Source organism: Tenacibaculum skagerrakense, assembly GCF_004345825.1.
Lineage (GTDB): Bacteria > Bacteroidota > Bacteroidia > Flavobacteriales > Flavobacteriaceae > Polaribacter > Polaribacter skagerrakensis.
Window position 1 is genome coordinate 338,576 of record NZ_SLXM01000001.1, and the last position, 15,884, is coordinate 354,459.

General features: G+C 29.2%; 14 protein-coding genes. 10 read left to right on the top strand and 4 right to left on the bottom strand.

Features of this window, described 5'->3' with window-relative positions; translation table 11 throughout:
• Positions 1-93 precede the first annotated feature (93 nt).
• From EV195_RS01470 to EV195_RS01485, 4 genes are read right to left on the bottom strand one after another with little or no spacing between them, the layout of a single operon-like run.
• Positions 94-657, bottom strand: a complete 564-nt coding sequence (locus tag EV195_RS01470) for a hypothetical protein (protein ID WP_132791897.1) — start codon at positions 655-657, stop codon at positions 94-96.
• Between the two features lie 21 nt (positions 658-678).
• On the bottom strand, positions 679-1,329 hold the full coding sequence (locus EV195_RS01475; protein ID WP_132791900.1) for a hypothetical protein: 651 nt from the start codon (positions 1,327-1,329) through the stop codon (positions 679-681).
• Positions 1,292-3,514 carry a hypothetical protein gene (locus EV195_RS01480; RefSeq protein WP_132791903.1) on the bottom strand — a complete coding sequence of 741 codons (2,223 nt, stop codon included), beginning with the start codon at positions 3,512-3,514 and terminating at the stop codon, positions 1,292-1,294. The genes EV195_RS01475 and EV195_RS01480 overlap by 38 nt, the downstream gene beginning before the upstream one ends.
• Before the next feature lie 10 nt (positions 3,515-3,524).
• Positions 3,525-4,952, bottom strand: a complete 1,428-nt coding sequence (locus EV195_RS01485) for a T9SS type A sorting domain-containing protein (RefSeq protein WP_132791906.1) — start codon at positions 4,950-4,952, stop codon at positions 3,525-3,527.
• Positions 4,953-5,367: 415 nt separating this feature from the next.
• On the opposite strand from EV195_RS01485, the gene EV195_RS01490 reads away from it, so the two are divergent.
• From EV195_RS01490 to EV195_RS01535, 10 genes are all read left to right on the top strand, one after another.
• On the top strand, positions 5,368-6,609 hold the full coding sequence (locus tag EV195_RS01490; protein WP_132791909.1) for a site-specific integrase: 1,242 nt from the start codon (positions 5,368-5,370) through the stop codon (positions 6,607-6,609).
• A gap of 63 nt (positions 6,610-6,672) precedes the next feature.
• Positions 6,673-7,818, top strand: a complete 1,146-nt coding sequence (locus EV195_RS01495) for a hypothetical protein (protein ID WP_132791912.1) — start codon at positions 6,673-6,675, stop codon at positions 7,816-7,818.
• Between the two features lie 133 nt (positions 7,819-7,951).
• Complete coding sequence (locus EV195_RS01500; protein WP_132791915.1) at positions 7,952-8,257, top strand: helix-turn-helix domain-containing protein; 306 nt, start codon at positions 7,952-7,954, stop codon at positions 8,255-8,257.
• A gap of 7 nt (positions 8,258-8,264) precedes the next feature.
• Entirely contained in the window at positions 8,265-9,224 is a 960-nt protein-coding gene (locus tag EV195_RS01505) for a replication initiation protein (protein ID WP_132791918.1), read from the top strand.
• Between the two features lie 1,016 nt (positions 9,225-10,240).
• Entirely contained in the window at positions 10,241-10,576 is a 336-nt protein-coding gene (locus tag EV195_RS01510) for a BfmA/BtgA family mobilization protein (RefSeq protein ID WP_132791921.1), read from the top strand.
• A 3-nt stretch (positions 10,577-10,579) separates the two neighbouring features.
• The gene (locus EV195_RS01515; protein WP_132791924.1) at positions 10,580-11,428 is read left to right on the top strand and encodes a DUF5712 family protein; all 849 of its coding nucleotides are present in this window, start codon (positions 10,580-10,582) and stop codon (positions 11,426-11,428) included.
• Between the two features lies 1 nt (position 11,429).
• The gene (locus EV195_RS01520) at positions 11,430-13,148 is read left to right on the top strand and encodes a type IV secretory system conjugative DNA transfer family protein (RefSeq protein WP_132791927.1); all 1,719 of its coding nucleotides are present in this window, start codon (positions 11,430-11,432) and stop codon (positions 13,146-13,148) included.
• A gap of 72 nt (positions 13,149-13,220) precedes the next feature.
• On the top strand, positions 13,221-13,475 hold the full coding sequence (locus EV195_RS01525; RefSeq protein ID WP_132791930.1) for a hypothetical protein: 255 nt from the start codon (positions 13,221-13,223) through the stop codon (positions 13,473-13,475).
• 130 nt (positions 13,476-13,605) lie between these two features.
• Positions 13,606-14,163: a conjugal transfer protein TraO gene (locus EV195_RS01530; RefSeq protein WP_132791933.1), complete on the top strand. Its 558-nt coding sequence runs from the start codon at positions 13,606-13,608 to the stop codon at positions 14,161-14,163.
• Between the two features lie 10 nt (positions 14,164-14,173).
• A complete protein-coding gene (locus EV195_RS01535) occupies positions 14,174-15,871 on the top strand; it encodes a TraQ conjugal transfer family protein (protein ID WP_165915666.1) in 1,698 nt (565 codons plus the stop codon).
• Positions 15,872-15,884 lie beyond the last annotated feature (13 nt).

Genomic DNA, 15,884 nt, shown 5'->3' on the forward strand with positions numbered 1-15,884 from the left:
CTTTCTTATTGTTATAATAAGGTAGGTTAAGTTCTCTAATCTAAATTTTATAATTAAGTAATAATTGCTAAGAACTATTCTTAAAATTTATATTCAATCTATCCAAACTAGTTGTTTGGCGTAGTACTCCCATTTCCCATTTGATTTTTTTAATAAAAACAAACTTCCAGAGCCTACTGTTTCTCTATATATGAGAGCATGACTTTGATCCGTTGAAAATAAAGGTACAGAGTAACTTAGAGTATTTTCAGCAATATTAGAAGTTTCAAAATACTTTCTTTCTAAGATCTGTTTCCAATTATCGATTTTATTTTGTTTTAGTTGACAACGCATATATTCAAAATCTTTAGCACTGAAAAAATTAGTAAAATCAATAATATCTTTCTCCGACTTAATTTCAATTTTTGTCATCATGGAAAAGCCATCAGGTTTTAAGAACAATTCAAGATTTTCTTTTGAAATAGTTTGCTTTAAGACTTTGTTATAAATAACATTATCAAACCTGTTCTTTTGTGTAATAAATTCTTGCTCTATAAGCTCTTTAATAAGTTCCGTATTTTGACAGCTTTTGTAGTTTTTTTGTTCTTGTAATTTACATGAAACTAAAGACATTGAAATATTAAATAATACAAAGATTAAAAAGATATGCTGTTTCAAAATTTTTGTTTAATAGGTTTTCTACTTCTTTAAATAACCACTTAAAAATTCATTAATTGGAATCTTAGTAATCTGATCTTTTAGAAGTTTTGGATAATTATGAAGAGCAATTTTTTTCATAAAAACATCTATTTCGTAATTTTTATCTGTAAGTAGATAAATTACATATTGCTCAATCTCTTCACCAACCAAATGGATTGCTACTTTTTCTTTATGTTTTTTGAATTTAAAAAATAGTTCCCCTAGTTTGTTAACTTCAGTTTCTTTGTATAATGGATAAGACCATGCATGAATACTATTAGTTAATGGCTTTAAATTAAAATCATATACATTTATTTTTACAGCTATACTATCACTTTTATTATAATATTCTTTTGATTTATGATAGCTTTTATCTCTTAACGAAGTTAAATCATAATTTAATACTAAAGTGTCATTTGTAATTTTATAATGCCCTTTACCAAAAAACTCTGCTCCTAGATCACTCTCAGAATTATACTCGAAAATACCATCACTTAAAAAGGTGTAAGTATTGTAAGAACTTTTTAACCCATTATTTTTATAATATATTCCTTTTAATTCTGTTTGAGAAAAAGCTCTCGAATTAAAAAAAAGACAAACTAAAATTAGTAGGTTAATTACATTTTTCTCCTTTATAATCATTTGTGCCATTTTGTTCATTTTCTAATATTTGAATGATTTTTGTTCTATCGTTTTCTGAGGGAACTAATTCAATGAATGAGTCAGTTGGGTTAAGGTTACCATTTGTATCTTCATAAAAAAGACCACCAAATGCCATAGAATAATAATATTCCCAACCTAACAGATCATCTGGTTTATTTATATTATTAAGACCTTTGCCAGAACCATACTCTTTATCCCATTCATACAATGAGTATGCCATTGCATCAATATATTGGGCCATAAATTCATGATGAAATCTATTTAAATCAGTAAAACCTTTTTCGGAAGCGTATGAACGCATTTTTATTCGGAGAGGTTGGTTGCTTAAGTCTGGGTTACTGTAAAATACGGCATTCAAGTATGAATGAACAGATTCATGAATTATAGTTCTAGTTATTGATAGTTTGGTTGCGTTAGATAAATAATTATCATTTAAAGTTATAGTGGTTTTAATAGTTTGGGCGTTTGAGTTGATGCTTGTACCGTTTTTTATAACCAAGTTGGTTTTTTGACTATCTTTGAATAACTTAAGTATAGACTCATGAAAATTTAGTCCTATGGAATTTGGTGTCACAATTTCTACTTCTGGTTTTAAAGGGCTATTCTCAAATATACCATTTTCTAGCTCAGAAAAAATAGTTTTTGCACATTCGTTATTCAGTTTGTTGATTATTCTATCATCAAAGTTAAAATTATAGCCTTCTTCATAAGCTTTTATAATTTCGATAATAAAGATTTTCTTTGCATCACTTAACACATCATTTATTCTACTAATATCAGCAAAATTCACAATTTTTATCGCTTGTTCGAAATGTGTGAGCATCCAGTTCTTATGATCAGGATTAAGACTTAGTTCTTCAGCTAGTTTTGCTATTCTACCTCCATATTCAATTTCATTTTTTATATCATATTTTTCGGAGTTAAAATTTTCACCAACGACAGAAATTATTTCATTATCAGGAATAGGTTCAGAAGTTTCTTGTTTATCGAGTTTTCTAGCATCATCTAATCTTTTTAAAAACTCAGTTGCTTTATCAGTATTAGCATTTATCCATTCTAATTGGTTTTTATCTCTAATATCAAACCATTGTACAATTTTATCAACATTAAGAGATGCGCCAATAGGAGTTTGACTTTTCAATCTATTTAACTCAGCATTCATTAAAGCTTGATGGTCTGCTTTGGCTACATGAGTGTATAATCCGTTATTGTTGTACTTGTCTTTTAAAATTATTCTCCAATAGTCAGGGTGAAATAGATTAGTATTAGTATATTCTTTTCTGAATTCGTTTTCTATAAATTCTAATGTTGCTATATCAACAATTTCATTAAACTTATCAAAAATTTCAGCAGCCTCACCACTTAAAAGATAAGGAGGGTTAGAATACTGCTTGAACTTTTCATAATGAATCAAGAACTGCATCATATTTAATCTATCCCAAGGGTTGAATTTGTTATATAAGCTGTTCTTTTTGATAATTGCAGAGGCTTCTAGTTCTCCGAAATTCGGATTTGCCATTAGATTTTGTAAGTCAAAAAATTCAGGAGTTTGCCAAATCCCCTCAATAGTAGTTGTGTTGGTAGTAGCTTTAATACTATTAAGTTGAGACAATGTTCTTATATCTTTTAAAGGAATGTTATTGACTTTAAAGTCAGGATACAAAGAGTTGTCTAATTTTCCTGCTTTAATTTCATTTTCACGAAACTGTAATGCTTTTAAACCTTTTAATCCTGAGTGTCTAGCGTGTCTAGCTCTATTATAACCATCAATCATTTTACTCCTAGCTAAAGGAACATTACTCTGAATATTGTTAAACTCAGTTTTTTTGAAAATGAAATCTTTAGCCTCATCGTAAGTGTCAAAAGTTTTATAGTTATGATAAGCTATGTAATTTTTCAATAATTCTGTTTGATACTCATACCAGTCCCAAGCTTCTCTTTCAGCTGCTTCAATAACTGCTCTGTCATTTGCTATAGCATTGTTAAAGCTATTACTAAAATTGAAATTAAAATTAGCAATATCATTATTGACACAATCACATGCTCCTCCTGTTACGGGTTGTTTCCCTAAATACTCATCATTTGTAGTACCATCTACATTTTTTAATTGAGCGTTCAATGTTGCTGTTAGTGTAAACAACACTATTGCTATGATTTTATATATATTTTTCATCTTTTTCACTTTACTTTTTCACAATAATTCTTGTTTTTCTTTCATTATCCACTAAAACAGTAACGATGTATAAGCCATTGTTAAAAGAGCTTCCGTCGAAGTAATAATGATACTCTCCTGCCTTTTGAAAAGCACTAGGTTTAATGATCTGTTCATTACCTCCATTAATACTTGCAATTTTTACTGTAGTAGTAGCTTTTTTATCTAAAGCATAGGAAATGATTAAATCGTTTTGAAATGGGTTAGGATATAGTTTTACAAACTGTGCTTCTTGTTGTGTAAGAGCCTCTAAAGCATCATCTGACAATTCAATATCTGTGTTTTCAAAAGTTGTTTTCTTTTGAAGTACTAATTTAATAGGAGCAGCAGGTTCATTCCAGTTATTAATAAAACTCTCAATAGTTCCGATTAAATAATCTTTATCTCCAATAGTGTTTTTAGAGAACTCAACAGAAAGTATTGTGTGGTTTAATTCATTAGCGATACTTTCTTTAAAAGAAGTATGTGGAAGCTTAATCTGTAAATCATCATAATACAATGAATTATCTATTCGTGTAAAGTCAAGATTTTTGTTTTCATCGTTTACATTCCATACTACAGAAAAGTCGTTTTCTTCCTCATCGTAGTTTATTTCAAGTTCAAAAGGAAGCTTTTGCTCAATGTTTTCTCCTGACCAATCAAAAACTAATAATTGACCTTTCCAAATACCATTTAAGCTAGTATCTTCTCCTAAGCTTAAATTTTGAGTGCTATTATTACTAGAGTTCGTAAAAGAAGCTTCAATATCAGAGCTTTCAGTTTCAGAAGTATTTTCATCGGTAGCTACTTCATTTGTAACAGAAAAATCAGTGCCTAATAATTCATTAGCTTTTGAATTGTCTTTAGCAACTCCATAACCATAATAATAACAAACACCTAACCAGTACTTAGCCATTGGGTGTTTACTTTTTTCAAACCATTCAATAGCCTTTGTGTAATCTTGTTTGATATTTCCATATCCTTTTAGATATAAGTACCCAAGACTATAACTAGCTGTACTGTTTCCGTTTTCACTAGCTATTTCAAACCAATGTCTAGCTTTGTTAAAGTTTAGTTTACAACCTTTTCCGTATTTGTACAATACCCCAAGGTCAGCCGCAGCAATTGGATTCCCTTTTTTAGCAGCAGTTTCTAATAATTCAAAAGCTTCTTTGTGTTTGTTTTCATCCTCAGAGTTCATATAAACTCTACCTAAAAGTATTTGAGAAGTTTCATCTCCATTTTTAGCACATGGAGTTAAAAACTCGATACTTTTTTGAAGGTTTTCTTGCGAGTTTTCATTTTCTCTTAATAGTTCTAAGGCTTTTTCGAAATTAGCCTTACAATCAATTTGTTCTTGTTGAGCATTTGTTGAAATACTTGCTAAGAAGACTACTAATAGCAATTTAGTAATTTTCATAATAATTATTTTTTAAAAGTTAATTAATACTATTCATTATGAATAGTATGTAAAAAAGTAAGATGAGGAAATCATAGCAGTACAATTTTCCTTTTCCCTTCAATTTTATACAAATGTATTAAAATAAATTAAATCCTATTTTTTTCAATTATAGTAGTTTAACTATACTTTAAAACTGTTGTAAATATTTTATGAAGATTCTTAAAACAAAAAAGCCGAAACAAAATGTTTCGGCTTTAGTACTGAAGGCGGGAGTACCTTTAATTTTAAACGATTTTAAATCCTTTTATATCAGTATATATCTATAATAAAAGGATTAGTTTATCTTATCTTAATTAACTATTTTAGTTTTATATTCATTTTATTACCCCTGTTTATACCCCTTTTTAATTCTCTTTATTATATTTGTATATATATGCAAGTTTCATTTAGTTTAAGAAAGGATAAAAAGGATAAACAAGGATTAATGCCTGTTCGAATGCACATCACATTCGGAGGAGAGAATATTCGTAAGGTTGTTAAAGGGGTGAAGTCAACTCAGAAACACTGGAGGGATAGAGAGCAGCGTATTAAAGCTCCACTTAAGAGTGAGTCGTACAACTACCATATTGAATACAATGAAATTATTGATGACTATGAGAAGCGAGTTAAAAATATTTTCAGGTATATACTTTTAAATAAGCTAGAGCCCACGAAAGAATATATCATAGAAAAATTTGAAAGTGGTATTGAAGTAAGTTTAACTCATGAGTTTTTCGATTGTTACAATGAGTTTTTGGAGAAAGATAGAAACCAAAAGGCAGAACGAACCTTAAAGGGTTATACCACCGTTTTAAATTTTTTGCAAGAATTTGAAAATGAAACTGGATTCAAAATAAGATTTGAAACAATAACGTTAGATTTTTTTGAACAGCTTCGAGACTATGCTTTTGAAAACAAAAAACTATCTACTAACTATTTTTCAAAGATAATAACGGTAATAAAAACATTTATGACCTGGAGCTTTGAGAGAGATTATCATACAAACTTAGAATACAAGAAATTTAAAAGCAAAGAACATGAAATAGAAGTTATTTATTTAACTATGGAGGAACTTCTAAAGCTTTATTCACATGAGTTTGAAACCAAAAGACTTGAACATGTAAGGGATGTGTATTGTTTTGGGTGTTTTACTGGTTTAAGATATAGTGATATTAAGTTGCTGAAACCTTCAAATGTTTTTGATGAGTACTTGAAGGTAACCATTGTAAAAACCAAGCAGACCGATCATAAAATCCCACTGAATAAGTATTCTAAGGAGTTACTAGAAAAATATAGAGATACGATATATGAACCATTACCAGTAATATCTAGTCAGAAATTCAACAAATATCTTAAAGAATGTTGTGAGTTGGCAGAAATTGATACACCTACAACAATTACTAGATATATAGGGAATAAACGAATAGATAAAACGGTGCCAAAATATGAACTCATAACTTCTCACACAGCACGTAAAACATTCGTAACAAACTCTCTGATTTTAGGGATGAAAGAAATGGTGGTGAGAAACATTACTGGGCATAGGAAAGAAGAATCTTTTAGACGTTATGTAAAAATAGCTGAAGATTTTAAAAAGCAAGAAATGGATAATACATGGGGTAAATTCCCTGGGTAAATTTAATGATGTTATAAGGTTATATAATAGATAATCTATTGACGTAATATTTATAAAAATTGAATGATGATAAAAAAGTGTAATGCAGATGTCTTTTTAGATGGGTTAGATGGTTTAAACTCTCATGATAAGTTGGTTTATATAACGAATTATATTAATGACAATTACATATACATGAAGAGTAACTTTTTTGAAGTTGAAAATGATCTAGAGTTAAGGCATGTAGTTAGTCGAGCTTTCTTTGTTTCCATAAATGAAATAAGAAAAAAATATTCCCTTTATGAATATGAAAAAATTAAAACTATAAATCGTCCGATATTGGATGTGAAAAACTTGTTTGAGATAAGTCCTCTTTTAATAAATATAGAATTATGGAAAGAGTTGGTTTATTATGAGCTGTCAATAATATCCCCTCTCGAAATAGAGTATAGGGTAAATTATTTTATGGAGTGTATAGAAAATTTAAAGAGAGTTTTAAGTCATGATGAAGTCTACGATTTCTCCAATTTCCCTGAAGTAGAATCCTTTGAGATTAAATTCAAAGAAGGCAAAATTTATAGTTTTACTGAAAATGGATTTTCTTTTGATGAAAATGCTCCCTTGATATCGAGAGGGGTATTCAATGTAAATTTAAATAGTTTTTCGAGGTTTCTAGAAAATATTAATATAGAAGAAAATCAGAAACGAATTGAGATTTGTAATTATGGGAGTGAAAATATTTTAGTTAAAGGTTTGGTGGAATTATTTAGATCAATGAAATTCGATTTGCCAGATTCATTCTATAAAAATCAAATTCCGAGTTTAGTAAATAGTCTTTTAAATGGAGATAAGAACTCATTTAAAAATGAGAATTTTTCTTTCTTGAAAGGAAAGAAAAATAAGTCCATAAATAATAGAATAGATTTAGTAAAATACTTCGTTTTTCTTTCTCATTCTGGTTATATTTTGAATAATCAAACAGAGACAATAAAAATAATCTCTAGCTTTTTAAATTCAGGTCTGGATTTAGGTTTCGGTCTTAGAACTTTGCAAAAAGGAGTTAAGCGAAATAACTATTACATTTTTTCTGATGAAACAGAAGGAGGTAAATCTAATAGAAGAAGAAACTTGATAAGTACGGTTTTGCATTCAAATAAAAAAATTCATGAAATTTATCAAAATAGCCCTGCTCATAAAGACCTGCAATTGCACCAACTAAAAAATAATTAAAATTATTTCTACTAACAAACATTTATGGTTTAGATTAACATGTTGCACTAAAACTGTAAGTGCAATTTCCTGAAACGTATTTAAACTGAATTTTACTCCTGTAAACAGAAGTTTAATTTAAAAGAGTTTCAATATGTCAAAGGTACTTTTTTACACACACGATAAAGAAGATTTAGTAAGAGCTGTTCGATTAGTTTTAAACGAAATTAGAAAAACGGAAATTGTTAGTGAATATAACAATACTCCTGAGGAAGATCGATTAACCCAAAAAGAGGCAGCTAAGTTTTTAGGTATTTCAGTTACTAGTCTAATCAGTTGGAAAAAGAAAAAATTAATACCATTTTACCAAGTTGCAGGAAGTAGGTCGGTTTTCTATTCTAAGCGAGAGCTACTAAAAGTGGCAAGGAAAAATAAAGACCTTGTTAAGCCTGCTAAATAGTTGAGATATGACTAAATCTAAAGAGAGTCATATTATCATTCAACCAAATCACGTCTCAACGGCTAAATATAGATACACAAGTATTGAAAAAAATATAATGTATCATATAATTGACAAGCTCCAAGAAGTAATGTCTAAGGATCCTTTTGAGGTTTATAATGAACAGAAAATTATCTTAGAACTAAGACAGCTAGACAAGAATAATAATTATAATAATATTAAGAGAGCTGTGAAATCAATGGCAAAAAAGCCTGTTGAATTTGATATAGTTATTCCAAAGGAAAATAAGATTAGAAAAAACCTATCTCTCCTGATTGCAGCAGTTGAGTATGAAGTTAGGTCTAAGTATATAACTTTGGTTATCCCTTCAACTGCTTGTGTGTTTTTCTGCTATGTTGGGGGAGGGTTTACAGCGTTTCAAAAGACAGTAGCTTTAAGTTTAAATTCAATACACTCCAAAGTCTTATATGAATTATGTTGTAGGTGGGCAGATAGAGGTGGTTTTAACAGTGATTTAATATCTTTTAGAGGATATCTCCAAATTGAAGGAAAATACTCTCAAATCGCTCATTTACGTAATAAGGTTTTAAATGTTGCAAAAAAGGAACTTCAGGAAAAGGCGGACTTATGTTTTAACTACTCTTTAGAAAAAAGAGGAGGAAAGAAATATGATTACATTAATATAAAGATATTTTCAAATAAAAAGATTGAGGATAAGGAGATTATAGTTAATGAAGAACACTACAATTATGTCTATAGGTTTTTACTTCTTTTTTATCCGAACCATATAGACAATTCAGCCTTGTTATATACAAATCAAATTTCAAACAAAGGATTTTTGGATAAAGCTTACAGCAGGTTCATTAGGCTAGATGATGATTTAACGTCCAATAAGAAAGATAAATCGGATATTTTTAATTTATTGAGGTTTGTTATTTTAAAAGAACTGGGAATAAGCTCACCTTAAGATTAACGTTGTGGAAATGTTGCCATAGTTTGCAGTATTTTCCTTCCATTATAAAATCACACTTCTGATTTTTAGAGTGTGAAATAAAAGGTCTTAGTAGTAAATTGGTGTGATTTTAGTAGTAAATTAGTGTGATTTACATTCAAAAGAGTAGTAAATTAGTGTGATTTTTTTTCTGTATCCCCTGTCAATAAAAGGCTGTAGAGCCAGTACAATAGGTTAACCTACAATATATATTACAAGTTAGTAGTTTTTTAAGTCAAAAAAGGATTGAAAAAGTGAATTTTTGAGCTTGAAAAGAAAAAAACGTTGTGTAAAAGTTGCCATTTTAGATTTTACGCTGTGTAAATGTTGCCATTTTTGGAGTTGCGCTGTGGAAACATTGCCATTTTAGATTTTACGCTGTTTAAAAGTTGCCATTTTAGATTTTACGCTGTGTAAATGTTGCCATTTTTGGAGTTTTCGCTGTGGAAACATTGCCATTTCAGATTTTACGCTGTGTAAATGTTGCCATTTTTGGAGTTTTTGCTGTGGGAATGTTGCCTTTTGATTTTGCTGCGAATCTGTTTTTTTTCAATAACAAACCAATATTTATTGATTCCAACTATTTTAGTCTTTAACTATTTTCATCTCCTTTCAAAATTGTTATTTGAACACATGGATAGATGGCATTCAAAAATAGCTATTGTCGAAGATTATCCTTTGTAAAAGGATAGCGAGCGGGAATCACGCTTTGCGATGATTTTCCCGCTCGCGATTGCATCGAGCTTACAGGCTACGCCTGACTTTATGAGGTTATAAGTAGTTATAATGATTTATAATAAAACTATAATACAGTCTGTAAGTGATTCATTTTCAGTATTAAACTTTATAAAACTTCTTGCACTAACCTTCAAAAAATACGTTGGTGTAATATTCTTCAAATCAGTTTGATAAGCTTTAAAAGTTGCACTCATTTTACAAGTGCAAATATTTCTGTGTTCTTAATTATGACTTTTGAATAAAGATTTTAGAACATGAAAAAAAGCATAGTTATTTCAGAAAGAAGTCATAAACAATTAAAAAAATTAGCTTCAGATCATAATAGGAATATTGGAAAGTTTACAGAAGAAATGATTTTATTTTTCCAAAAAACTGGAACTGATCCACAAGCTATAAAAGGTAAAAGCGCATCTGAAATGATAAAAGTAATTGATCGTAGAATTGTGTCTTTTTTCAAAACACAAGAAGCAGATATTCTTTATCCGATGCAACAACAAATCCATGAAAATGGTGAGCAAACGAAACAATTATTTGGTAGGTTAATTGAAAATCTAAATAAGATTTTTCAAAAAATAAAAGAAACATCTTAGTCAGTGCCTGTTACCATAATTCATAAAACCAGTGCAAATAATAAAGGAAGCTCTTCGAAATATGGATTCTACTTGAATAAAGAGAATAATGAATACATAAAAGATGGTGAGCCTGAAAAGCAAAATTACTTTTTCAATCAACGTGAAGATAGAATTAGCACTATAAAAGCTATTAATCTAATAGATGAAAACGCTAAAGGAAAAGGATTAAAAAAAGTACAGGATAAGTATTTCACAGTCACTTTAAATTTTAGTCATAAGGAATTACAGCATATTGGTAAAAAAGTAGCAGGAAAAGAAATTCAAAGTATAGACGAACTTAACAAAGAACAGTATAAAGAGTATAACAGACTACTAAGAGAATATACTAAAGAGGCTATGGGTAATTATGCTCAAAACTTTAAGAAAAACCTCAATGAAGATGATATTGTTTGGCACGCAAAAGTTGAGCATAAACGAAGATTTAAAGGTTTTGATGAAGAAGTGAAAAAAGGAATTGCAAAAAGTGGAGAGCTTAAATCAGGATTAAATTCACACGTTCATATAACCGTTAGTCGTATGCATCAAGATTATAGAGTAAGCCTGAGTCCATTAAGTAATGCTAGAAGTAGTAAAAACTTGGTATTAAACGGAAAGTCAATTAAAGGAGGTTTTGATAGAAGTAATTATAAACAAATGAATGAAAGCACTTTTGATGAAAAGTTTAACTACGAACGTGGTTTAGATGAAAAATTTGAAACTCTTAGAGAGTTAAAAAATGGAAATTATCAAGAAAAAGAAGCATTAAGACAGCGCATTGAACTAGAAAAACAACAAAAAGAAAAACAAAATAATAATCAAATCTCATATTAAAATGAAACATTTTATCATTGAATACTTATACTGGACAGGCTTTTACAGATTGGTTAATTTGGCTATATCTACGTTAGTATATGCAATATTTTTAAAACGTTTAACTAAACTACCTGTTATCATTGGAGCTGTTCCTGGTTTCATTGTTGCAAACATATTTCCATTTACAATTACAGTTCCTTTCTTCTATCTCGCAAAAGCTTTTAATTTCCTATTTACATTTAACGTAAAAACCAAAAGAGATAGGAAGCTTGAAAACAAAGAGGTGAAAATAAAAGTAAGTGAAGATGCTTTCAAATTTTCAACAGAAACCGAAGATATAATAATGAATAATCCATACCGCGGAACTTACATTCAAGGTGGTGCTGGCTCAGGTAAATCGGTTAGTATTATTTATCCAATTTTAAAACAGGCTACACAAAAGAATTTTTCAGGTTTATTATATGATTTTAAAAGCCCTGAATTATCAAGTTTTACAATTCAGCAAGTTTTAAAGAATTCGACTAGCGTAACTCCGTATTTTGTAGATTTTAAAGAAGCTAGAAGAAGTGTGAGAATAAATCCATTAAACCCAAGTTTAATGACTAAAACTGCCTATGCTCATGAATATTCACAAACACTCTTATTCAATCTTTCCCCTAACAACATAAAGAATGAAAACTATTTCATGATTGATGCTAAAAGTGTTTTAACTGGAATTATTTGGTACTTAAAAAAAGAATATCCACAGTATTGTACACTACCTCATATCATTGCTTTAGTACTTTACAATGATATAAATACGTTACTTGAAAAAATGGCTGATAATATTGAAACTAAGGGTCTAGTAGCTAGTTTAAGCCAAGCAATTAAAAATAATGCAAGTAAACAAGTTGCTGGGGTAGTTTCTACACTACAAGCCAATTTATCAAAGATTAATACTCCCGATATATTTTGGATTTTATCAGGTAATGATATTGATTTAGACGTCAATGATCCTAATAATCCGAAATTTATTTGTCTAGGAAATGAAAGTACACTCGCTCAAACTTATGCACCAATTATCTCACTAATTATTTCGGTTGCAGCTAAACAGATGAATCAACCCAACAAACATAAATCTATTATAGTCTTAGACGAAGCTCCTACTTTATACATCCCAAATTTCGAACAAATTCCTGCTACAGCAAGAAGTAACAAAGTTGCAACAGTATATGGAGCTCAAGATTTTAGTCAACTAGTAGATCGATATCAAAATGATAAAGCACAAGTGATTTTATCTAATATGGGTAATCAGTTTTTTGGTCGTACTGTAAATAAAAATACTGCTACAATGATTACTCAAATGTTTGGAAGAGCTGATAAAAAATTTCAGACTAGAAGTAAGGGAGATAGTTTTCATGATTCAGAATTCTTTGGTCGTCATATAAATTCATCAAGTGAAAACTTTAGTGAAACGATTCAAGAAAGAGACCGTGTTAAAACTACAGATATTATGAATTTAGAACCTGGAGAGTTTTATGGATTGATAGCCGAAGGAAACAAAAAAGAAATATTGAAATCTAAATTCAAAGTTGATCGAGAGATTGAAGAAACTGATTTTGAATTTGAACTAAAAGTGTCTGAAGATGATATTCAAAAGAACTATGTGAAAATTATTGAGGAATCAGCTTCAATTTTACATGGTACAGCTATGTTTCAACAATCATCATCTAACGATGATGATTTGATAAAGTTTTAAGTCGGTTTGTTGTCAGGGGAAATAAGCAAAACCTCAAAAAACAAGAAATAATCATTTAGAAAACAACGATTTATGGGTAAATTGAATATAAATAAAACAGAAAGCGAAAATCATTTTTTAAATTCTTTTGTAGCGAATTCAATAGATGAAAACATTGAATTAAAGAAGCGTTTGGAAACCAATGATTTTTATTCGGAGTTTATTTCTGAAAAGTCAAAAAAGCTATTAGATGAAGCCATAGAATTAAGTAATGCTAAAGACATCTCAATACTTGAAGCTTTAAATATTGTTCAAGATAATTTTAAAATAAGTATAGCCAATGAATAGATAAGTTTAAAAAAAGGCAGGAAGCTATAAGATAGCAACCTACCAAACATTAAGAAATGTAATGTAAGATGGTAACTGGTACTTACCATCTTACTAAACAAAGTTACTATTAATTTAAAAACATAAAGAAATGTCATATACACTAAGAAAAATACTCTTGGGATTAATACTTATTTTCTATATCCCAATTTCACACGGACAAAGCAATAAATCTGTTTCTGCATTAGCAGGTTATACAGATAATGGTATCTCCACATTTGTTAGTTTTTCCTATTCATTAGATGATATCAAATACAACTTTTTTGAATTGGGAATGTATTCCGGTTATTTAAATGAACAACAGACGAATTACGATATTGATGTAACGATTCATACAGCTACTCTAGGTTATTTCAAAAGATTGGAGTTTTTATCTACTCATAACGGTTTAATTCTAACGTTTGCTGGGTTAGGTGGAGTTTTAGGAAATGAAAGTATAAATGGAGGTAATTCAGATTTACCAAACGGAGCTCTAATTACAAGTAAAGGAGGAAGTATTTATGGTGGATTTGCTGCAATACACACTAATTTATACTTGACTAATAGACTTAGTTTGCTTGGTAGATATACTCATTTTTACCATGTAAATAGTGAAATAGGAAAATCTAAATTCATGATAGGTTTAGGATTGAGATATGTACTTTATTAAAAAAATAACCATGAGAAAATTACTATATATATTCATAATACTAACAAGTTTATTAGCTTGTGATACTGGACTTGAAATAGAAGTTCAGGACAGTTTTGATTTTACTATTACTTCAGATCAAAAAGATATAAGTTTTGTTTCTGAAGAAATAAATACAACAATAACCATTGAACCTGAGAGAAAAGTTCAAGGAACTCAATACTTCTTTAGTTATGAACTTGACAATGGAAACGGGTATTATAAACTAAATAATACTATTTTAACTCCTGGTCAAGAATACAAATTAGAAAGTTTAGAGTTTAATCTTGTTTATGTAGGTGAAGATGTGAATACACATACAACAGAAATTACTATCAGAAATAGTAATGATTTGACTACCTCTCATCTTATAAGCTATAAAATTGTCGATTTCAACGACTTTAAAGTGAATACCATTAAATTATCTAATGACGAAGTTTTCTTGTCTCAAAAAGTAGAATTTGAGCTTGAAATTGAAAAGGTAGTAAATGAGTTAGAACAAGAATTAGAATATGAAATTAAGTTCATCAACAGTTCTTTAAATGGAAAGTTGAATATTAATCAAAATGAAATAGTTTTAGGAGAAAGTCTAACTGATTTATCTGAAGGAAAACACCGTATTTCCTTTTTAGCAAATCAAGGAGGTAATGCTCAAATTGATTTACTAGTTAAAGCTTCCAATGGCAAATCTCAAGAGGTAACTATTAATTCAGAAATTATTCCAACATCAATTTTATTAGAAGTTACCCCAGAAAAAACAGAAAACTATATTAAAACACCTACCGCATTTAATTTCAACATCTATAAAATTGGGGTTGAAGAAATTACATACGAATTGGTTTTTAAAAATATCAATGGAAAACTAAGTAATACAGATAACGAATATTTTAAAAATGAAACTATTTCTGTTACTGAAGGAAATTTTCAAATGAATTTTGAAGGATTTGAAACTTCAAACACTCCTATTGAATTTACTTTGAATGCTTCTAACGGATTATCAAAAACAGTATCTGTAGATTTCTCCGTTTTACAAACGGATTTTGATTTGGTAGTTACTCCAGATGAACCAAATGATTATGTGGGGGATTTAACTCCATTTGAATTTAGTATATCAAAAAAGGGCGATCAGAATTTACAATATGAAATATCTTTTAATGGTCCTAAAGGAGAAATTTTGTATCAAGGTAATTCTTATAGTAATAATGATAGGATTGATTTAAACATTGTAACTGGAGGAAGATTCGAATTTCGTGGCAAAGAAGTATCAAATGAACCTTTACAATTTACTGTAAGAGCATCAAATGGACTTTCTAAGACTGTTAGTGTTAATTTTGAAAGTACACCTACAGATTTTGAGGTAATTCCTTCAAATGATAATATCTCACAGTTTTATATGTTTGATATCAGTCTTAACATGAATATTATCTCTCCAGAAGTTGATAATCAATTCATTTCTTATAAAATGTATTTTAAAACTACTGATTTAGGGGAGATTTATATTGAAGAAAGAAACACTAATCAACAAATTTCAGCAGGAGAAATTTTAGACTTAGGGTTTAACACTAATATAAGAATGACAATCAATCAAAGAGGTACAATTACTCAGAGAAAAGGTGAAATTACTTTTGTGATAATTGATTCTAATAATGTTGAGAGAGAAGTGACAGTAGCTATTGAGTGGAGAAATTAATTTTTGGGCTCGA